The 20596-nt window shown below is 41.4% G+C and carries 16 protein-coding genes and 1 tRNA gene; 3 read left to right on the forward strand and 14 right to left on the reverse strand.

Annotated features, from left to right (window positions below; genetic code table 11):
- Nucleotides 1–37 precede the first annotated feature (37 nt).
- The 3 genes from CRO04_RS07500 to CRO04_RS07510 all read right to left on the reverse strand — a co-directional run bounded on the left by CRO04_RS07500 (nucleotide 38) and on the right by CRO04_RS07510 (nucleotide 3266).
- Complete coding sequence (locus CRO04_RS07500; protein WP_242974375.1) at nucleotides 38–550, reverse strand: GNAT family N-acetyltransferase; 513 nt, start codon at nucleotides 548–550, stop codon at nucleotides 38–40.
- Complete coding sequence (locus tag CRO04_RS07505; RefSeq protein ID WP_097003621.1) at nucleotides 519–2930, reverse strand: ATP-dependent DNA helicase; 2412 nt, start codon at nucleotides 2928–2930, stop codon at nucleotides 519–521. The genes CRO04_RS07500 and CRO04_RS07505 overlap by 32 nt, the downstream gene beginning before the upstream one ends.
- Nucleotides 2931–3023: 93 nt before the next feature.
- Nucleotides 3024–3266: an HPr family phosphocarrier protein gene (locus CRO04_RS07510; protein WP_097003622.1), complete on the reverse strand. Its 243-nt coding sequence runs from the start codon at nucleotides 3264–3266 to the stop codon at nucleotides 3024–3026.
- Between the two features lie 415 nt (nucleotides 3267–3681).
- Here CRO04_RS07510 and CRO04_RS07515 point away from each other — a divergent pair.
- Nucleotides 3682–3752 (forward strand) — tRNA-Trp (locus tag CRO04_RS07515).
- A gap of 92 nt (nucleotides 3753–3844) precedes the next feature.
- Here CRO04_RS07515 and CRO04_RS07520 read toward each other — a convergent pair.
- The gene (locus CRO04_RS07520) at nucleotides 3845–4816 is read right to left on the reverse strand and encodes a P1 family peptidase (RefSeq protein WP_097003788.1); all 972 of its coding nucleotides are present in this window, start codon (nucleotides 4814–4816) and stop codon (nucleotides 3845–3847) included.
- Nucleotides 4817–5123: 307 nt separating this feature from the next.
- On the opposite strand from CRO04_RS07520, the gene CRO04_RS07525 reads away from it, so the two are divergent.
- Together CRO04_RS07525 and CRO04_RS07530 are read left to right on the forward strand one after the other, a co-directional pair.
- Complete coding sequence (locus CRO04_RS07525; RefSeq protein ID WP_097003623.1) at nucleotides 5124–6929, forward strand: sensor histidine kinase; 1806 nt, start codon at nucleotides 5124–5126, stop codon at nucleotides 6927–6929.
- A gap of 3 nt (nucleotides 6930–6932) precedes the next feature.
- Nucleotides 6933–8480, forward strand: coding sequence for a response regulator transcription factor (locus CRO04_RS07530; protein ID WP_097003624.1), 1548 nt, complete (start codon nucleotides 6933–6935; stop codon nucleotides 8478–8480).
- 38 nt (nucleotides 8481–8518) lie between these two features.
- Here CRO04_RS07530 and CRO04_RS07535 read toward each other — a convergent pair whose 3' ends face one another.
- The 10 genes from CRO04_RS07535 to CRO04_RS07580 all read right to left on the reverse strand — a co-directional run bounded on the left by CRO04_RS07535 (nucleotide 8519) and on the right by CRO04_RS07580 (nucleotide 20182).
- The gene (locus CRO04_RS07535) at nucleotides 8519–10276 is read right to left on the reverse strand and encodes an extracellular solute-binding protein (protein ID WP_097003625.1); all 1758 of its coding nucleotides are present in this window, start codon (nucleotides 10274–10276) and stop codon (nucleotides 8519–8521) included.
- Nucleotides 10277–10288: 12 nt separating this feature from the next.
- Nucleotides 10289–11209, reverse strand: a complete 921-nt coding sequence (locus CRO04_RS07540; protein ID WP_330400799.1) for a carbohydrate ABC transporter permease — start codon at nucleotides 11207–11209, stop codon at nucleotides 10289–10291.
- Nucleotides 11210–11220: 11 nt separating this feature from the next.
- Nucleotides 11221–12153 carry an ABC transporter permease gene (locus CRO04_RS07545; protein ID WP_330400800.1) on the reverse strand — a complete coding sequence of 311 codons (933 nt, stop codon included), beginning with the start codon at nucleotides 12151–12153 and terminating at the stop codon, nucleotides 11221–11223.
- A 434-nt stretch (nucleotides 12154–12587) separates the two neighbouring features.
- Entirely contained in the window at nucleotides 12588–13073 is a 486-nt protein-coding gene (locus tag CRO04_RS07550; RefSeq protein ID WP_097003627.1) for a hypothetical protein, read from the reverse strand.
- A gap of 227 nt (nucleotides 13074–13300) precedes the next feature.
- On the reverse strand, nucleotides 13301–14422 hold the full coding sequence (locus CRO04_RS07555) for an alpha/beta hydrolase (RefSeq protein WP_097003628.1): 1122 nt from the start codon (nucleotides 14420–14422) through the stop codon (nucleotides 13301–13303).
- 16 nt (nucleotides 14423–14438) lie between these two features.
- Nucleotides 14439–15212: a response regulator transcription factor gene (locus CRO04_RS07560; RefSeq protein WP_097003629.1), complete on the reverse strand. Its 774-nt coding sequence runs from the start codon at nucleotides 15210–15212 to the stop codon at nucleotides 14439–14441.
- A gap of 20 nt (nucleotides 15213–15232) precedes the next feature.
- Nucleotides 15233–16972, reverse strand: coding sequence for a sensor histidine kinase (locus tag CRO04_RS07565; RefSeq protein ID WP_242974377.1), 1740 nt, complete (start codon nucleotides 16970–16972; stop codon nucleotides 15233–15235).
- Nucleotides 16973–17048: 76 nt separating this feature from the next.
- A complete protein-coding gene (locus CRO04_RS07570) occupies nucleotides 17049–17873 on the reverse strand; it encodes a carbohydrate ABC transporter permease (RefSeq protein WP_097003631.1) in 825 nt (274 codons plus the stop codon).
- Entirely contained in the window at nucleotides 17873–18727 is an 855-nt protein-coding gene (locus tag CRO04_RS07575) for a carbohydrate ABC transporter permease (protein WP_097003790.1), read from the reverse strand. Before CRO04_RS07575 ends, CRO04_RS07570 begins: the two co-directional genes overlap by 1 nt.
- A gap of 96 nt (nucleotides 18728–18823) precedes the next feature.
- Complete coding sequence (locus tag CRO04_RS07580; RefSeq protein ID WP_097003632.1) at nucleotides 18824–20182, reverse strand: ABC transporter substrate-binding protein; 1359 nt, start codon at nucleotides 20180–20182, stop codon at nucleotides 18824–18826.
- Nucleotides 20183–20596: the final 414 nt, after the last annotated feature.

Genomic DNA, 20596 nt, shown 5'->3' on the forward strand with positions numbered 1-20596 from the left:
GACGTTTCGCTGCCGGCTGTTTCCTTCGGCAGCGTTTTTATTCTGCCCGGTATACCATTAAGTAGTTTCCCCATTGTTCCTCATCAAAAACAAAATCATCTTCTTTAAACTGCTCTGCCTGAAATCCTGCTTTCTCATAGCATCGTTTAGCAACGGGATTGCAGTCAAACACATTTAACGTAATCCGGTCCATCTGCAGGAATTCTTTCCCATAACGGGCCGCTAAAGAAACCATCTGCTCCCCGATCCCCTGCCCTCTGAGACTGGGATCTACAACAATCAGTCCAAGGTGCACGCTTCTTTTCTCATAATCCGCTCTGGACATGCGAAAGCTTCCAACTGGTATTCCATGATCATTAAGGGCTGTAAAGCCAAAGCAATATGGATCATTCTCCATGTCCTGGTAATACCCATCCAGCTGGTCTTGTGTCAGCGGATACGAAAAATTCTCTCTGCACCACATTCCAAGCATACGCCGGTCTGTCAGCCAGCGGCATAAAAAGGTTCCATCCTCTCTTTTATATGGTCGTAATCTCATTGTGTATTCCATCGCTTTTTTCCTCCTCATGCCGGCTGTCCCAGAAATGTCTGGCAACCTCTTTCACATTCTTTAATTTCACTTCATAGAAGCTGTCCCATTCCCTGGGAAACAGCACCTGATAATCAGGCCGTAAAAAACGTTCATCCAGAAGAGCAATAATACCTTCATCTTTTGCTGTGCGGATTACTCTGCCGGCAGCCTGCATTACCTTATTCATTCCAGGATACTGATATGCATAATCAAAGCCCTTACATGACCGTTCCTCAAAATAATCCTTTAAAATCTCCTGTTCTGTGCAGACCATTGGAAGTCCGGTTCCCACAATGATAACACCGATCAACCGTTCTTCCTTTAAATCAATCCCTTCGGAAAACACACCTCCCATAACACAAAGACCTACAAAGGAATCCTCACGCTCCCTGGAAAATTCCATTAAGAACCCCTCCCTGTCCTGCTCATTCATATGGGAAGCCTGTGCAGCAAAAGTAATCGTACCGTCCTGGGACATCTGTTCCGGCAAAATCGCTTCCATTTCCCTTAAATATTGATAAGATGGAAGAAACACAAGGTAATTCCCTTTTCTGGCTGAAACGATCTTACTGATGTAGTCCGCAACTTTCCGGTATTCGTTGCTGTTTCTCCTGGTATAGCGGCTGCTCACATCAGTTCCTATCATCAAAAGGCGTTTTTTCTGATCAAACGGTGAATGGGCATAAACAGCATACTCTTCCTGGTCTCCGCTGAGCAGTTCTTTATAGTAGGAAACCGGGAGCAGCGTTGCAGAAAAGAATATGGTGCTGTTCCCTTTATTCAGACATTCCTGCAGATTCTTTGACGGGTTTACACAAAACAGACGCAGCATAAAGCGTCCGTCCCCCATAAGCTCTGTATAAATCCGGTAATTATCATCCAGACGGTCATAGATATTTAAAAACTGTCTTAAAGCAAAGAAGAAATCCAGTACCAGATCTCTGTCCCCGAATTCCGGGTTTTTCTCCATAAAAGGCTCCATCTCGCCAAATAAAGTCATAACGCTGGTAACAAAGAAACGGACATCTTCCAGAATGCGATAACTCTCACACTGCCGTTTCATTTCCAGCAGTTCCTTGTTGCACCGGTCAAGCAAACGGCTTATTTTTTCGTCCATAGGCTTTATTACCTTTTTAATAAGAAGAAAGTCCTCTTTCCAGATTGTGGCGCTATACATTTCCCTGGCTCGCGGAACCAGATTATGCGCCTCATCCACCAAAAATAAATAGTCCCCGCTGATACCTTCTGAAAAATACCGTTTTAGCCTGACATCCGGATCAAAGACATAGTTATAATCACAGATCACTCCATCCACCCAGTTGCTGATATCTAAACACAACTCAAAGGGACACACATGATACTCACCGGCGTACCGCAGTATCACCTCTCTGGTAATACTGAATTCCTTGTGAATAAGATCATAGATGCAATCCCCTACCCGGTCAAAATGACCTTTGGCATAAGGACAGGCATCGGGATTGCATTCCGGCTTCTCCAGAAAACACAGCTTCTCCTTTGCAGTAATAGTGACAGTGCTGAAGTAAAGCCCCTTTTCTCTAAGAATATCAAATGACTCCTCTGCAACTCCCCTTGTAATGGTTTTTGCAGTCAGATAAAAAAGCTTATCCCCTAATCCCTCCCCAATTGCTTTTACAGCCGGAAATGCGGTGGATAAGGTCTTTCCGATACCGGTGGGTGCCTGTATGAATAAATTCCGCTTTCTTTTTATGCTGCGAAATACTGACACCGCCAGTTCCCTCTGCCCCTGGCGGTAGGGGTACGGAAATTCCAGGTCCCGGATTGATTCATCTCTTCTGATTCCATGGGTATATAAGTACCTGGCCCATTTTACATATTCATGAATCAGTCCCTGAAACCAGTTTTCCAGTTCCTCAAAGGACTTCTCCGTCTGAAAACGGCGGATCTCCTCCGTCTCTATATTACAGTAAGTCATCTGCATGACCGCACCATTCTTCTGCTTATCAAAACAGTAGAAATAACCGTAGCACATAGCCTGGGCCAGATGTACGGGAATCGGCTCCTCCAGATAGGATAAGTCCATATAAATTCCCTTGATTTCATCAATGATCAGCTCGTCCGGCCTGTCAATAATCCCGTCCGCTCTTCCTTCCACCAGAATCTGAAACTGATCTTCCTCCACCACATGCTTTAATGTCACTTCTGCTTTATAATCTGCCCCCATGCGCCGCTGAATCTTTCTGTGTATCCGTCCGCCCTCCAGCATGGCATTCTTTTCTGCAGTGAAACTATGGCGGTTATCCAAATCACCGGAACGAAGCACAAATTCTACCAGATTCCTGACGGATATGCTTAAGATCTTTTTCTCTTCCTTTTTCATTCCGGTCCCCTTTCCTGCTCATGGCGTTTAAACTGAAAAAAAGGAAACTGCAGACCGTACGGCTACAATTTCCTCTTTTCGTTGCTTTATCATTTATGCTGCTGAGTAGTTCTTCGGAGCTAATTTTTTTAAGTATTCTTCAAATTCTTTATCTTCACCATTTAACTGGACAGTAAGAATCTTGGATAAATCCAAGCTTAAAACACCTAATATAGACTTTGCGTCAATAATCACCCGATTATAAAAAACGTCTATGTCGAATTCACATCTGGAAGCAGCAGCAACAAACTTTTTGGCCTCAGCAACTGTCGGTAACATAATCTTAAACTGTTTCATAAGCAGACTCCCTTTTTTATAAATGCTATGAAGTACTTATAACATGTTTGACATCATTTGTCAAATTCTGTTTCATATACGATTATATCGCCTTTTTTTGTGCATTATTCGTTATTTCAGCTAAAAAAAGCCGCAAGAATTAAGCATCTTTTTACTAAGACAAATTTAAAATAAGGAATAATCTTCCCATCGCTCTTTTTTAATAATTCATTTTCACGGTTTTTATGTTATATTTTTATCAAAAACGCCATAATGGTCGTTTGTTCCACAAACCGATAATACATTCATTTTACCACAAACTATTATTTATGAACAGCAGAATAAATTTTTTATTTTATTCAAAAAACTGTTGCAATTTAAAATGTTCTATGCTATACTTTCAAAGTGCTCGGGTGAGCACATTAATTAACCATTTAGGGGAATAGTTCAATGGTAGAGCAACGGTCTCCAAAACCGTAAATGGGGGTTCGAGCCCCTCTTCCCCTGCTAAATTTATAAACAGTAAAAAAGAGTCGGACAATCGTTGAAACTTAACGGTTTTCCGACTTTTTTATTTCTAATATGCAATACTTATTTTATTACTTTACTCCAAAAATATCTTTATAAGATTTAACATCATCGACCGTTTCTGCACTTTGAATCCCATTAATCGCTGCAGCGGCTAAAACCTCCCCCGCCAGTACACCTAATAGATTTATATCGCAGGTAAGATTACCATTTGATAAAACAAAAATTGTGTCGCCATCTAACGTTGTACCATATGGATAGATTGTATTTGACAAACCGTTCGATGCCATCTGTGCAACTTTAGTACATTCTGATTTTGTAAGTTTTGCGTTGGTAGCTATAACCGCTATTGTAGTATTATCCATATGAAAGGAATATGACATATCCTGCTGTTCTAACATAACCTTCAAAGTATCTTGTGGCTTATTATTCATAAGAGGACCTGCCAATATAGTTTTTGTTTTTGGATCCCGGATATCCCCAAAAGAATTTACTGCTACTATTGCACCTGCTGTAATACCGTTTTTTAATGAAATGCTGGCGCTTCCGATTCCTCCCTTCATACATTTATCAATTCCCAATGCCTTTCCTACTGTAGCACCTGTACCGGCACCTTTATTTCCTTCTTCTATTTTTCCCGTCTTCGCATTCGTACACGCAAGGTATCCCATATCCTTATCGGGTCTTACTGTACTATTACGTAAAGATAAATCAAATAAAACAGCTCCCGGAATGATTGGTACACGTCCGTAACTTGTGTCAAAACCGAAATTTCTTTCTTCAAGAAACTTCATCGCTCCATCTCCGACCGATAGTCCATACGCGCTTCCCCCAGATATAAATACTGCATGTACCTGATTATTTGACATCAATGGGTTTAGAAGACAGCATTCTCTGGAACCTGGTGCTCCTCCTCTAATATCTACTCCGCAGGTTGCCCCATCCGGGCACAATATAACGGTACACCCAGTCATATTTTTTAAATCAGACACCTGTCCAACAATTATTCCGTCTACATCTGTAATACAATTATAACTACTCATTTTTTCCTCTTTTCTCATCATTGTATCAGCTTAGGCTCCTCCCTTCTCTTTTATTAACTCTTCTGATCTATACTAGTTCACGAGAAAGAAATCATTCATATCATCTACTTCCTTCATGATACTACCAAATCATTAAATACAAAATATCTTTAAATCGCAATCTTCGACATTTCTTGTTTATAATTTTATAATTTGAAAATAACCTTATGCTCAAAACCTTTTTTTACGAAAACGTGGTCAAACTGTTCTTTCTGGATAAAAACTTTATAATATAATAATAATGGGCAGGTGTAAAAGGTGTTAATATATGAGTAAGAAACGGTTCCTGAATATTTTTACTAAGATCAGGGTGCAGAAGCAATTGTACCTTTTCTTTTTCATTGCTATTTTCATTCCCATAACAACTGTAGGCAGTTATCTCATCTATCATACCCGGACCCAGTTGTTCGACCACTATTCCAGACAGACTTATTCCGATAATCTCCGGGTAAAATCCCTGATTCTGGATTTGACAGGAAACATCTACAACAAATCCCAGATTCTTGTCTCTGACCAGAATTTAACCGCACTCTTAACCACCAGATACAATGCCCAAAACGAAAGCAAATCAGCCATAATCGCTTACAAGGGGATTGAAACACTTCTTTCCGGCGATGCCTCCTTACGTAACATTGCTGTGTATACCTTTAATCCCACCATAGCAGACAGCCCCCGCATCCACCCAATTACAAACAGCATCAGGAACCAGCCCTGGTTTAAACGCGCTGACTCGTCCGTCACCCCTTTCTGGACCGTGGAGCTGGAGAAAAGTGAGCGATACGGTACCGAACTGCATAATCTCTGCCTGTATACCCACATCTTTCTTCCACAGATTCACAGCTATGCCATCTTAAAGATTACCGTCAGCAATAACCACATCCGCAACCGTATTGAAAACAGTTCCATGCATACAGTCATATGGCTTAATGACGGCGGCATATTTTATACCAGTGACAGACAGGTGATAACGCCCGGACTGGAGAGATACGCGGATCATGAAGGGGACGGTGCAGGCACTTATACCGGAAAAATAACGTTAGAAAACGGAACCGTAATCGGCAGTGTTTCCTCACTTTCTGCCACCTGCTGCGAAGACAGCTTTTACATGGCCTCCCTAAGCTATGACGGATACCCTTATTTAAACCGGATTAACAGTATATATTTTGCAATCCTGGCAATGGTGCTGATTATCACCAGCATGTTTATCTGCATATTCTCCCATTACTTCAGCCACCGTATCATTACGCTGCGGGAAAGCATGCACAGGGCCAGTCAGGGCAATTATGAGATTGCGGACAGCTTTCACGGCGAAGATGAACTTTCTGAAGTATTTTCTGATTTAAAGCTGATGATCCATGAGATTCTTAAAAAAGAAACTTCCGTCTATCAGGCACAGCTTAAAACCCAGGACTTAATCAATAAACAACAGCAGATGGAATTCAAGATGCTTTCCAGCCAGATCAATCCTCACTTTCTCTACAATACACTGGAGACCATTCGCATGCGTTCATTAAAAGCGGGTAACTTAGAAGTGGCGAATGCAATAAAGCTCTTAGGCAAATCCATGCGTTATGTACTGGAAAACACTTCCACTGCAGTTACCTCCCTTTCCCAGGAGCTTAACTACATTGAAACTTACTTAAGCATTCAAAAACTGAGATTTCACGATCGCGTCAATTACTCCCTGAAAATATGCCCTCAGTTGAATCCTCAGGATTACCAGATTATGCCCCTGCTCTTACAGCCCATTGTTGAAAATGCACTCCTGCACGGACTGGAGGAAGTAGAATATAATGGAAAAATCATCCTGAAAATCAGCCTGATAAATAAAATACTCCGTATTCAAGTTTTTGATAACGGATGCGGCATGACGCATGAGGAGCTGGACCTGATAAACCAGTCAGTCAAACATCCCAAAAATGACTCCTCACACGGAATCGGACTTTATAATATTAACCAGAGAATCAGGCTATCCTATGGATTTGAATACGGTCTTATCATTCAAACAAAAAAATCCATGGGAACCCTTGTAACTGTGGTCATCCCGGCACAAAAATATACAGGAGGGTCTTAAAACATGAAGCTTTTAATCGCTGATGATGAAATTGATGTAAGAGAAGGCATCCGTTGTCTGTTAGACTGGGCTTCACTGGGCTTTACCATCTGCGGAGAAGGAAAAAACGGTCAGGATACCCTGGATCAGATCCGCAGACTGCAGCCCGATGTTGTCCTTATGGACATACGAATGCCGCATTTGAACGGACTGGAAGTAGTAAGACATGCCAAGGAAGAGGGCTTTTCCGGTATATTTATCATTATCAGTGGTTTTTCAGACTTTTCTTTCGCCCAGGAAGCCATGCGTTTTGGCGTTACCTGTTATCTCACAAAACCCATTGACGAAGAGGAACTTGAAAAGGCGGTGCAAAATGCCAGACGGCTTCTCACAGAAGAACAGGGAAAGCTAGAAAAACTGGTACACTACAGGGAGCGGGCGAGAGAATCTGTTTTATATGACATTCTTACTAATCAGATCGCTTTTCCATTTCCCGACTGCCATGATCTGCAGTTAGATGCCTCCGTTTACCAGGTTGTACTCTATACAAACTATAATCATGAATCGTTTCAGACCACCTGGGATTTTGCAGAAATCCTGCGGCTGGCGAACCACAACCACAATTCCCTGGATTATATCCGCATCGAAAATCAAAACGTCATTATTTTAAAAGGAGATTTTGCCTTAAGACGTTTTGAAGAACTTGCAGACCACTATATCAGCCAGCCCCAGAAAGGTTCGCCTCTGGATACATTATTTCTTACATATGGGCGCCCGGTCTGTTCCTTAAAGCAGATTTATATTTCTTACAACGATGCGCAGAAACTTATGAAACGGCGCTTCTTTTGCAGGTTTAATCAGCATGTATTATGTTATAAGGATATGCCGGATGAAACTCCGCCTTATGGAACCGGGTTTATCATGGAAAATACATATTCACAGCGGCTATCGGATTACATACAGTCCGGTAACCGCCAAATGGTACTGGATGTTCTGGAACAGCTGCGCCAGACTCTTTACTGCTCCGGTCTGGAGATTTCAAGCATCAGACATTACCTGGAAGATATCCTGATCCAGGTGAAATCAAGTGTTATATACGCTTATGGCAATCTTGAAACACAGTTTCCCAATCATGCGGCTATTATCCACACAATAGAGGAGAAATATTATCTCTATGAAATTCTGGAATTCTTCACTCTGCAGTTTGAGATGTATATGAATGCCATCGGCTCTCCCACCCGGGACAGTGTACTTGATAATATTCTACAATATATCCGCCACAATTATCAGGAGGATTTAAAGCTTAGTACCATTGCAGAACTGTTCGGCTACAACAGCTCCTATCTTGGAAAGATTTTTACCAGAACCACCGGAAAGAATTTCAATGCTTACTTAGATGAAGTACGGATTGAAAACTCCAGGCGTCTTCTTAAGAATGATAATTATAAAGTGTACGAAATAGCACAATTAGTGGGGTACTCAAACGTGGACTACTTCCATAAAAAGTTCAGAAAACATACAGGAATAAGCCCTGTAGAATACCGGAAAACGCACGCCAGAGCAGACATATAAATGTCCGCTCCGTAAGCCATACTGCACTTTGAATTTTTTTATTTGCTGCAGTTATTATACTCATCGATTGCCGTTTTTCTCGTTGCCGCCCGGTCCTTTGCATTTTTTAAATCCACTTCCAGTATCCGGTCATATCCCAGACCGAGAACGGTATCCTGCATGTGCTGTAAATATGATTGAAACTCAGCCTCATCCGCCGCAAAAACCATTTTCCAGGAATCATCCACGATTACTGCCTTGCACTGTCCCCGCAAAGTTGTAATATCTGAGCTTTCCTTAGGTTGAATATAGGAAGTACCTGGTGCTACCGAAAGGGCCCCCTTCTTTTCCAGTAATTCAATGGTTGTTTTTGCCCCCTGTGCATACTTCTGCCAGTCTGTATCCAACGGAGTATGGTTCATCTCCAGCACAGAACTCCACATTGTGGTCAAATATGGCTCATTGGTCTCCGGGTCAATATCCACAATTGCTAATGGCTTGTAATTCAAGGCACTAACCCCGTCCTTCCAGCTGCCTCCGCCCCACTCTTCTGGTACGGGTACATCGTTGTTGGGAAGTGCTTTCCATCCATAATCGGTATAAACCGCCCTTTTGTCTTTCATCTCCCAGGTCAGACCTTTTGGACCGGCAGCACCATTTGCCTGCCCCATCAGTTCCATTCCTTCCGGAGAATACATCCAGTTAATAAAATCTGCAAGACGCTCCGGTTCCTTTGCCTGACTGCCAATGGCGATCACGGCTTGCCCATTTCCCATAGAATAACAGCCATCTGTATAAGGTGCCATATCTTCAATAAAAGCAGGCATAATGCCCTTTCCTTCCTCTTTTCGTTCCCGTGTATTATAGTAGCTCTGCCCCTGCCAGAACCATAAGGATGTGAGTACCTGCCCATCACGGTATTTATCCGATAATATATCATAATTCTGAGTTGTGGATTCCGGATCTATCAGTCCTTCCTGATTGGCATCAAAGAGGAAATGCAGGGCTCTTACATAATAACTGTCAGAATCAATGATATTTTGGAAGTCACTGCCATCGTATTTTTCCATTACAAAACCAATTTCCTGATAACCATATAAGGAAGCAAAATTTTTTGCAATCATCATCATACTATCATCCCAGTCCTTAAACAGAGACAAAGCATAGGTCTTTTTACCGGAATCGCTCTTTGGTATCTGCTCCTGAAGCTGTTTCATCACAGGTATCATATCCTCCAGCGTTTTCATTTCAGGATAACCGATTGCCTTGTAGCCATCCCACCGGAGATAGGGCGCTACAAGAGGTTCGATTCCATCTGAAGATACCGTAGGGGACTGGCTGGAAATCTCGCTTGGAATGGCATAGACTCCCTCTTTCTCCAATCCTTTATTCATATTCAAAATAGCATCTTTATAAGCTTTATATACATTTTTATCCTTTAAAAGCGGAGCCATATCCATTAAAAGTCCAGCTTTTACCATGTTTTCAAAACGCCCGTTACCAGTTTTTGTAATAATTAAATCTCCTAAATTTCCGGCTGCAGAACGGGTCTGAAAAAGAGTATCCCCGCCCCCTGCTACATTAGGTGCTATGATATTTAACTCCATATTAAATTTATCTTTTACAATCTTTGCAAACCAGCCGCTCTGTATCCCCTGATAATTGGCAAGAGTATCAAATACATCCACAGTAATAAACTTATCATAGCTGCTGTTGCCTGTCATATTTCCTGCAGAAACCTCTTTTTTGCAACCGGATAAAATGACAGCGGCTGAAATTGCCACACACAGGATCACACGTATCTGTTTCATCTTCATTTTCCACTCCTCCTAACCTTTCACGGAACCAATCATGATACCTTTTACAAAAAATCTCTGGAATATGGGATAAATAAATAGAATCGGAAGCACTACAATCACCGAAACCGTCATTCGTATGGAGGAAGGCGTCTGCTGGCTGGCAAGGGCTGCCCCGCTTATTGCACCTGTCCCTCCGCTTCTCACCATTGCTGCCAGGGAACTGGCCTGATTAATATAGGTATACAGTAAATACTGCAGGGAATACAGTTTCTGGTCGGTCACATAAATTAACGTATCCTGAAAGGAGTTCCATTGGGAAACTGCTGCAAATATGGCAACAGTCGCCATAATCGGCTGCGCTGCAGGCAGAATAATCTTTGCAAAAACAGTAAAGATTCCAGCCCCGTCAATCTCTGCTGCTTCCTGAAGCGATTTTGGAATCGACTCAATATACGTTTTAACCAGTATGATATAAAATGGCTGTACGACGGTGGGGATTACATACACCCAGAAGGAATTAGTCAGATGCAGCGTCTTCATGGTAATGAACATAGGAATCAGTCCTGCGTTAAAATACATGGTAATCACAAAGAACCGGTACCAGAATTTCCTGTGCCACATTTTCTCCTGTGTAAACATAAAACCTAAATAAGCAGAGGTAAATACGGTACACGCAGTTCCTAAAACTGTCCTGGCAATGGAAACCACTGCTGCTGCAGAAAGTCCACGCAGCCCCAGCACTTGTCTGTAGTTTTCCAGATGTAATCCCTTTGGCAGAAAATTAATAAATCCGTTGGCGCTTAGATCATTTGCACTGACGGTATTAATAATCATGTAATAAAACGGGTATGCACAAATCAGAGTGATGATGCCAAACATCAGATAATTAACGATGTAAAAGATTCTATCACGCAATTTTGCCTTTTTTCGTTTCACAGATAAAACTTTCACCTAATTCCCTCCTAAATAATGGTCTCTCCTCTGGTTTTTTTTGAAACATAATTTACCATCAGCAGCAGGGTTACACTGACCAGACTTTTAAGCATACTGACAGCCGTTGCCAGTGACAAGCTGCTTCCTGTCATGCCGATATTATATACATAGAGATCCAGCACCTGGATATGGGTCTTATTAAAAGAATTCTGAAATACATAATACTGGTCCATGCCGTTGTTTAAAAAATTAGCGATGGACAGCATTAACAGTACGAAAAACGTGGGGAGCAGACAGGGAATTGTGATGCTTTTCATCAACTGGAACCGATTGGCGCCATCTACACGGGCTGCATCGTAAAGCTCAGGGTCAATCCCTGCTATGGCAGCCAGATACATAATGGCTCCCCAGCCAAGCCCTTTCCAGAGACTCCACAGCATCATCCAGAGATACGTATGTGTATCACTGTCAAGAAATTTAACAGGTGCCTGGATCAGCCCGTGATTGAGGAAAAAGGTATTGACCATACCGCTGTCAGTAAACAGGCAGAATGCCACTGAGTATACCAGCACCCAGCTGATGAAGTTGGGCAGTGTAGTCAGCGTCTGCACCAGATTTTTAAACCACCTGCATGGAATTTCATTTAGAAAAACAGCAAACCCAATCGGCAGAAATGAAGTGGCTATACTAAGAAGACTCATGGCAAAGGTATTCTTCATAACCTGCACCATCTGTCCCACCTGGGTTTTGTTGGCAAACAGCGTTGTAAACCATTTCCAGCCCACAAACTCACACTGGGACAGCTTTAACGGCGGCTTATAGTCAAAAAACGCATAAATCCATCCGTAAAGCGGAAAATAGGAAAACAGAAAACATAGAATGATGAATGGCACAATGCAATAGAATAATCTGCGGCTCCGGACCGTACTTTTTGGAGTTTTTCCTGATAGCGAAGATCTCATATTCCACATTCCCCCATGTGTTTCTCACTTTAATAATACTATTATAGTGAAGGAAGCACTTTCCGATAACCATCATATTTAGCGATAAATTACTGTACTTTTTAGAGGTTTGAGCGATGTCTTCTGCTAAGGCAGAAAGTTGACTGTTTATTAAACGAATTGATCTCTTTAATTTGTGAATGATTGTATTAATTTTTTCAAAAAATAAATAATCAAAAATAATATAAATATGGCTGAATATGAAAAATTCAACATAATACTATACAGTAAATTTATATTAGCGGTATAAAATGAATGGTTTAAATAATCACCTCCCCTTTAACTGCCTTCTCGGCATAATGCATGTTATCAGAGAAAACGATCTGTGTTATTATGGAAGTCTTATTACTCTGTACCCCATCAATGACATTCTTAAAAAGATAAAGATTGAAACTTCAAAGTAAAGGAAGGATTAATAGCATTAGTAAAACAATGATATCCGTTCTGGTTAAACCATTACTCTTGTTACCATTTTTATTTTTTGATATATAATACAACAAAAAAACCGCATATATGATTGAGAATACACGACTAATCATAATATCATGAAACAACACATTATTCAGAACTATATTATAATATTTGAATAATAACTCAAATTGATATACTCCTAAAAATAACAATAAAATAAAAATTCCGGTAAACAACCACATACTCTCCAGTGTATAACCTTTTTTTATTAATTGAAGAATGCCATAGAATGCAGCAATTATAATCATGCTGTAAAAAAGCCATTCAAGTCCGATTTCTGCTTTATTTAACAGTTCTGAATTTCTAATGCTATTTAAGGATACCAACTTTCCATATAATACAGATACTATAAAAAAAGAAATATATAGCAGCCACTCTTTTATACTTTTACTATTTTTATTATAATTCATTAATTTTTTCCCCTTCGCTTCCCCTTAAGTTCCTAACTATTAGTATATATATTATATTATTTTTTTCAATCCAAGTTCCAATATTATACACGTTGTACTCTAAAATTAACACAATTAATCAAATTTGAAATATTCATTATGAAACAAAAAAACAGAATAGAAATCCGAACAACAGATTTCTACCCTGTTTTTGTAAAATAAATATAGTCTCTATTCTTAGTCAGTTCTCATAGATGAATATCCGCATAATTCAAATAACAATTCCAGTCATATTCATCCATATCATGATTCCCTGTCTTATAATGATGTCCGATCCTTCCCTGATAAAGCGGCTGCTCCGGCAGAGGCTTTTCATCGGTCTCCACGCCTTCAATCCCAAACAGGCGGTACACCGGGTCTGCCTGTACCAGGGACTCAAACTGTCCCTGTGGATCTGCCCATTTATCATAGGTTTTGGAGGAGGTATATACCAGTCTGGGAGCAATCAATCCAACCAGCATATGCTGGTCAAACGGAAGTGTCTCTTCCTTATCTATGTACTTCTGATAATTCTTACAGAACCAGTAAGGAAAACGGGTTACAATATCTTTAATTCGCTCCCCTTTTGCTCCTCTGGACAATGCATCTCCGCTATTTCCTGCACAGCTGCTGACAGCCATAGCAAAACGCTCATCCTGGGCAGTTCCCCAAAGGGCCGTCTTACCTCCTCTGGAATGTCCCACCAGTGCCACTCTTTTTTCGTCAATCAGCGGCTCCGTCTCAAAATAATCCATGATCCGGCTTGCAGCCCAGGACCATGCGGTGATTGCACCCCATGCATCGTCCGGCCTGTCCGTTACAAACTCAGGAAACAGCCTTGAAAATCCGGTTGTAAAACCTTCCTCATAATCCGGGGAGATCTCCTGGGTGCGGAAAGCTGCGCAGGCATATCCCCTGGAAATAATCGTCTCAACCGGATAAAACGGGCTCAAAAAATGTCTGGCCGGATCACTGTCCTTGATTCCCCTGTTGCATACGGTCACAAAAGCCGGAACCGGTTTAATGGAACCGACAGGAATGAATACAACGAAACAGAAGCTGAAATGTACTCCCTTACGGACCGCCAGAACCTCTACGGTCTTTCTGACTGCACGACCTTCCAGGATCTCCTCCGACTGCCTGGAATCTGCCACACGAATATGAAGCTCAACATCACTCATATCCGGAAGACGGCCGTATTCCTCTCTGCGAAAAAGCTCCAAAAGCTCCGGCCTGCGTTTTGACATCCATATTTCCCAATCCGTTACCTCTGTTCCATCCATACAGGTCAGTACAGAGGGCAGGTTTCTTTTATTTTCCGGTAATTTCATCCGTTTGTCCTTCTTTCTACTTACTGTAAAGCTTAATATCACTGGGTGCATAGCCAAACTGTTTTTTAAATACCTGAAAAAAATAAGAGTAATCACGGTATCCCAGCATGTGCGCCACCTCGTTCACCCGGTTCTGGGGATTCTTTAGAAGAATTCTGGCATTTTCCATTTTTACCATGGTAACATAATTAACAAATCCAACCCCAGTCTCTTTCTTAAAGCACTTGCTGAAATAAGAAGTGGAAATTAAAAGCTCCCGGCAGATACTCCCCAGAGAAATATTATGGTGGATATGCTGGTCAACATATTCAAGCGCCTTTGAGACTGCGGTTGAATATTCCTGTTTTTTCTGCCTGATAAACCGAATCCTCTCTTCCAGGGTATCCGGCACCTTCTCTGTTTCCAGCCGTTCCTTTTTCCGTAACATTCCAGCCGCCTTTTCCAGTGACTGCTCTAACTCCTCCGTCATAACAGGCTTCAGCAGAAAATCACTGGCTCCATACCGGATGGCCCTCTGTGCATACTCAAACTGATTGTAGCCAGATATTATAATAAACTGAATGTCAGGCTTTTGCTGCTTGATCTTTTCTATAATATCAAGCCCATTGAATCCTGGCATCTGAATGTCAATAATTACAATATCCGGATTTTTTTTATGAATCAGTTCCAAACCCGAGATTCCATCATAAGCGACACCAGTTACTTCACAATGAAATGTTTCCCAGTTGGTGGATTTTACGATTGCTGTTACCGCTATCTTATTATCATCTATAACTAATACCGAGTACATAACATTCCCCCTCCCCTTAACTAACACAAAGGAAATTCCAGTCTGACTTCTGTAAAATGAAGATAAACTGATTCAATCCACACACCGTAATCAGTTCCGTACATCAGCTGTATCCGATCCTTTACATTTTTTATCCCTATCCGTTTATTGGCTTCATTTGTCTCAAATAATGTTCCCAGCTTTTCCGGAGGAATGCCAAGGCCATCATCCCATACTTTAATTATTAGCCTCTCATCTTCACTGTAAACAGAAATGCGGACAGTGCAAAGCCCGATCTTCGGTTCCATTCCATGGACAAGTGAATTCTCCACTATGGGCTGCAGGATACAGCTTGGAACCATTATGTCAAGAAGTGAATCATCCACATGCCATTCCACTTCCAGCCTGTCCGGATAAATGTTTTTATAAAGCTCCGTATAATTTTTAATATATTCAATTTCTGCATTTAAACTGCAGGTGCTCCTGCTTCGCTCTATGTTTCTTCTGAAAAAACGGGCCAGCAGACCGATCAGCCTGCTTACCTGGTGATCTCCGTTAATCTGTGCGATTCCATGAATGGACTGGAGAATATTAAACAGAAAATGCGGATTGATCTGAGCCTGCAGCTCATAGTATTGAAACTCCAGCAGCTTATATTCATTCTGCTGCTGAATCTCCTTCGCGCTTCTGATCTGGTCCATCAGAGTCTGAATATGCCCCGCCATCTGGCTGATATGTTCAGACAAAAGGTCCATCTGGTCCCCTTTGGCAAATGAAGTGGGCTCCAGCTCAAAGTTCCCTCTTGATACCCGCGTAATGTTGCGCAACAGGATACGGAGATTGCTGGCCATATTCCCAAACATCAGCCATAAGAAGATAATAATTAGTACGAAAAGAAACAGTCCGATAAAAGACACGAAATAAAGCAGGTCCGAAAACCGTCTGTTCTTAGCTTTTAAGTCTACCTCATGGGAAATCTTAAGCCTTCCCCTGTTGATCTGGTACTCGGCATATAAATACCCTTCCTTATCTTCTGACCGTAGTGTACGGGCATTTAAACCATTCCGCTCGCTTGTGGTAAACAAAAGATTGCCATTCATGTCATAAAGCGCAAAATTCCCCACTTTACTGCTGTCTATCTCGAGGAATATATCTTTCAGAACGGTATTTTTAAGCTCTGCAATCACACAGCCGCTGAATTTCATGGTATTCTCATCAAACAAATACCGCATTACAATGATTCCGTCTTCACTGGTACTGCCTGTCCATATGGTATTGCCAGGGCGCTGTGCTACATAAGATTGATTCTCATGAAACAGCTTCCGTACCGATTCTTCGTTTGGTCTGCCTTCTTTCGGTCTGCTGTCTCTGCATGCCAGATATACCGTATCAGCTATATCAACAACAGACACCCAGTTAATATCATAGTTGGTACTGAGTATTTCTTCCAGCTGTTTTCTCACCCTGGGTTTTAAAAACGGATCGGGTTCCCCGCCTGGTCCCGTCACTGTACGAAGCAGCGGAGTCAGTCGCTGGTTTGTGGCAGTTAATGGAATCGTTCCTTCCATCAGTTCCGTAAGGGAAATATCCACATTTTTGCAAATCTGTTCCGTTAATGTGTCCGACTGATACGTCAGCTCTGTCTTAAACCATTTACAGGTAACATGATAAATACATATTAAAGCTCCCAGAAATGTTAATCCCAATAATGCTGTCACCGCAATCATTTTAAAATAAAGCGTCTTTCTGAAATGAATGCGTTTCTCTGCTGATTCCATCATTCAACCCCCTGTCTTTTCCCACTATAGCAAGTTGGAAAAAGATTGTCAACGCCAGTTCAGAGCATTGATTATGGCCTTATCCTTTTACTGCACCCTGGGTAATTCCCCCGATAATATATTTTTGCAGCATAAGATATAACGCTAATATAGGGATGACAGAAAGTATAAACAGCGCAAACGCCAGCCCAAGCTCGATGCTGTTTTCCCCAAAGAAGAAATACTGCGTCAGGGGAATATTGCGTACCTGCTTTTGCTGAAGCAATGTCAGAGACATCTGAAAATCATTCCACACATTCAGTGCATTTAATACGATGGAAGTCAGAACAATAGGTTTCATCAGAGGAAATACAATCCGAAAGAAAACCGAATACATACCCGCTCCGTCTATGGAAGCAGCTTCCTCTAATTCCTTTGGTATACTTTTTACAAATCCCGAAACCAGCAGCACCGTAAATGCAATCTGAAAGCCGATTTTAGCAAAAACAAATCCATGCAGGGTATTTAACAGCTTCCACCTTGTCATGTCAATATAGAGCGGAGTCATGATGGACTGAAAAGGAATGATCATGGCACCCACAAAAAAATAGTAAATCAGATTATAAAAACGGTTATTTTTCCTTGCGATAATATAGGAAGCCATGGTGCAGGTCAATGTAATAAATAAAACTGCAAACACGGTGGTTAGAAGGCTGTTTTTCAGTGCCAGACCGAAATTGGAGGTCTCTATGGCTCTGGTAAAATTGTCCCAGTGTACGGTTTTGGGAAATGCCAGACGGTCTGTTACCATTTCCTGCTTTGATTTTACAGAATAAATCAGCGCGATATAAAAAGGACTGATCACAAGCAGCGTAATGGCCGCCTTCACAAACAAGGCCAAATAGTTCTGAACTTTCTTACTCATTAAATTTCCACCTCCCTGGCTCTTAATGTTTTTGAAACCAGCGTACTGACTGCAAAAATAGAAATGGTAAATACGACTGCGATCGCCTGGCCATAACCTGCCTTAAAATAAGTAAACAGATTGTTATAAATCAGCATTGCCACCGTTTCTGACGCTCTTCCCGGGCCTCCTCCTGTGGCTGCCATGGGATAATCAAATACCTTCATTCCCCATGCAAGCAGAAGAGTAAAATTAGCGGTAACCGCAGGAGCGATCATGGGAAATGTGATTGCCTTGAATTTCTGCCATGAAGTGGCACCTTCCAGTTCTGCTGCTTCATAATAATCCTTGGATACTCCCTGGATCGCAGCAATATAAACTACCATACAGTATCCTGCATCTCTCCATACGGATATGACTGCAAGTCCGATCATTACCCAGGTCGTACTCCCCAGCGGGCTGGCTATACTTAATTTGTCATAAAACACATCGCTGTAAACGTATCGCCAGATATAGGAAGATAGTACAAGACTTAAACAGTAAGGCATAAAGATACAGGTTCTTAAAACGTTATTTAATTTTGATTTTTTAGAAATCATCAGGGCAAACAACAAACCGAACAAATTGGAAAAAACCATTGTAACAGCCGTAAACAGCAACGTGTTCTTAACCGCATTCCTAACATTTGCATCCTGAAAGATTCTCAAATAGTTTCGCATTCCCACATATGCTTTGTTCGGACTCATGCCATCCCATTTCGTAAAAGAAATAGGAAATCCCTGCAGAAACGGATATGCTACAAAGATTGTAAACAAAACCAGTGCAGGTATAATAAAAGTAAACTCCTGAAGCTGTTTTTTTATTTTTCGGTTCATACTGCCTCCAACCTGGGAATAGAAAAGCCAGGGAGTCATATAGCTCCCGCTACACTGCCACCCTGACTTTCTGAATTTATATCATTACTTCAAAAACTACTGTCGAATGGATGCGATCTCATAATCAATGTCCTGAAGCAACTTGGTAACATCACGCTGGCTGTCATCTAATGTGACAAACTCCTGAAGCTTGGTACGGAATGCTGTGTTGTACTCAGATGTATAATCCGGAACCTGACTCTTGGATACAATCATATCATTATCAATATAAGATTTGATTTCCTTAATGAATTCATCGGAATCATCCGTTGACACATTCACATTGCTGGTCATAAGCTTAGCAGTTTCCATCCAGATCTTTGAGGACTGTTCATTGGCGAAAAAGCTGAGTAATGCCATAACCTCATCCTTATGCTCTGTCTGGGAAGATACAACAAATACATCGTCAATACCAACCCAAAGCTTATTGTCCTCTGGTTTATCTGACCATGGGGTAGGGAACATGCCGAACTCACCATCTGGGCTTGCAGCGATAACATCGCCCATCAGCCAGCCGCCGTTCATGTACATCGGTCTCTGACCTGCTGCAAAATTCTGAATTCCCTGAGTCTGGTCAACTGCAGTGTCTCCCGGATCTTTATAAGATGCAAATTTGGAAAACATCTCCAAAGCGTCTTTTACTGTTGCGTTATCGGATAACTCTTTTGTTCCCTTCTGGGAATCTTTCCAAACTGTCTGATTGCCTGTGCCGGCAGCCATAGATGTATAGAAGGAATCTAATTCATGGAATACTCCATGAATAAAGTTATATGGATGAATAAACGGTTTAATTCCTTTTTCTTCAAATGTATCCGCAACCTTAAATAACTCTTCTCTGGTCTTTGGAACCTCTACTCCCGCTTCTTCAAACATCTTTTTATTGTAGAAGCATGCCTTTACCTGTGCATCCAGTGGGAATCCGTAAACGCCTCCGTCCACTGTACACTCATCTTTCAGCATTGGCAGAACATTTTCCATGCACTCTTCTCCGGAAAGATCCATGAAGTATCCGCCGTCAACGAATTCTTTCATTGTCTGTGGCTTTCCGAACATGATATCAGGAGCTTCTCCTGCTGCAATGTAATTTTTATAAGTAGCAATATAGGAAGAGGATGCCACAACCTCTACTTCAACATTAATGCTTGGATATTCTGCTTTAAATGCTTCCAGCATGGCATCCAGTGCATCACGTTTGGACTGTTCTCCCATATAGTGTACCAGACGCAGCGTTACAGCATCCCCTCCTGCAGCCTGCTTCGTCTGTCCTTCTGTTTCTTTTTCCTCTGCTTTTGTGGTCTGCTCCGCTGCAGCCTCAGTAGTCTCCTCTTTCTTCCCTGCGGAACACCCAACCACAGACGCTGCCATGAGACCGGCCAGCACGAGAGCAGAAACACGCTTTAAATACATTTTTCTCATAGTACTTCCTCCTTGTAAAATATCATTTTTGATGTTGCATGATAATTATATTTTAGCAGACGAAAGCGTCAGGTTATATATGAATATTTAGCTGTATTATTATATTTTTTGTCATTTTTTATTAATGTACCGTAAAAAAGGACGGGTTTTTGTAACTTGTCTCAGTTTACAGGCAAAGCCTGCAACTATCTAGGAAAATGCACAACTGTGCTTTAAAACTGGTATGTTTGTTAGTTCATGAAACAATATACGTTTAAGAAGAAATAATGAACGAAAATTGCAAAAAAATTTAGAGTGGTAAGCACTGATATGTTTTACATTATTTCTTAGCTCATTTTTAAATAGTTTGTTAGTATGGAAAAGATATAAGAATTCTAACTGAAACAGTATATGCAGGTATGGTATTAACAGCTC

The sequence above is a fragment of the Lacrimispora amygdalina genome (assembly GCF_900205965.1).
In the GTDB taxonomy this organism is placed as follows: domain Bacteria; phylum Bacillota; class Clostridia; order Lachnospirales; family Lachnospiraceae; genus Lacrimispora; species Lacrimispora amygdalina_A.

Bases quoted from the DNA above. Each gene is read 5' to 3' on its own strand.
- CRO04_RS07500 (WP_242974375.1), bottom strand. From the start codon at position 550: ATGGAATACACAATGAGATTACGACCATATAAAAGAGAGGATGGAACC.
- CRO04_RS07505 (WP_097003621.1), bottom strand. From the start codon at position 2,930: ATGAAAAAGGAAGAGAAAAAGATCTTAAGCATATCCGTCAGGAATCTG.
- CRO04_RS07510 (WP_097003622.1), bottom strand. From the start codon at position 3,266: ATGAAACAGTTTAAGATTATGTTACCGACAGTTGCTGAGGCCAAAAAG.
- CRO04_RS07520 (WP_097003788.1), bottom strand. From the start codon at position 4,816: ATGAGTAGTTATAATTGTATTACAGATGTAGACGGAATAATTGTTGGA.
- CRO04_RS07525 (WP_097003623.1), top strand. From the start codon at position 5,124: ATGAGTAAGAAACGGTTCCTGAATATTTTTACTAAGATCAGGGTGCAG.
- CRO04_RS07530 (WP_097003624.1), top strand. From the start codon at position 6,933: ATGAAGCTTTTAATCGCTGATGATGAAATTGATGTAAGAGAAGGCATC.
- CRO04_RS07535 (WP_097003625.1), bottom strand. From the start codon at position 10,276: ATGAAGATGAAACAGATACGTGTGATCCTGTGTGTGGCAATTTCAGCC.
- CRO04_RS07545 (WP_330400800.1), bottom strand. From the start codon at position 12,153: ATGAGATCTTCGCTATCAGGAAAAACTCCAAAAAGTACGGTCCGGAGC.
- CRO04_RS07550 (WP_097003627.1), bottom strand. From the start codon at position 13,073: ATGAATTATAATAAAAATAGTAAAAGTATAAAAGAGTGGCTGCTATAT.
- CRO04_RS07555 (WP_097003628.1), bottom strand. From the start codon at position 14,422: ATGAAATTACCGGAAAATAAAAGAAACCTGCCCTCTGTACTGACCTGT.
- CRO04_RS07560 (WP_097003629.1), bottom strand. From the start codon at position 15,212: ATGTACTCGGTATTAGTTATAGATGATAATAAGATAGCGGTAACAGCA.
- CRO04_RS07565 (WP_242974377.1), bottom strand. From the start codon at position 16,972: ATGATGGAATCAGCAGAGAAACGCATTCATTTCAGAAAGACGCTTTAT.
- CRO04_RS07570 (WP_097003631.1), bottom strand. From the start codon at position 17,873: ATGAGTAAGAAAGTTCAGAACTATTTGGCCTTGTTTGTGAAGGCGGCC.
- CRO04_RS07575 (WP_097003790.1), bottom strand. From the start codon at position 18,727: ATGAACCGAAAAATAAAAAAACAGCTTCAGGAGTTTACTTTTATTATA.
- CRO04_RS07580 (WP_097003632.1), bottom strand. From the start codon at position 20,182: ATGAGAAAAATGTATTTAAAGCGTGTTTCTGCTCTCGTGCTGGCCGGT.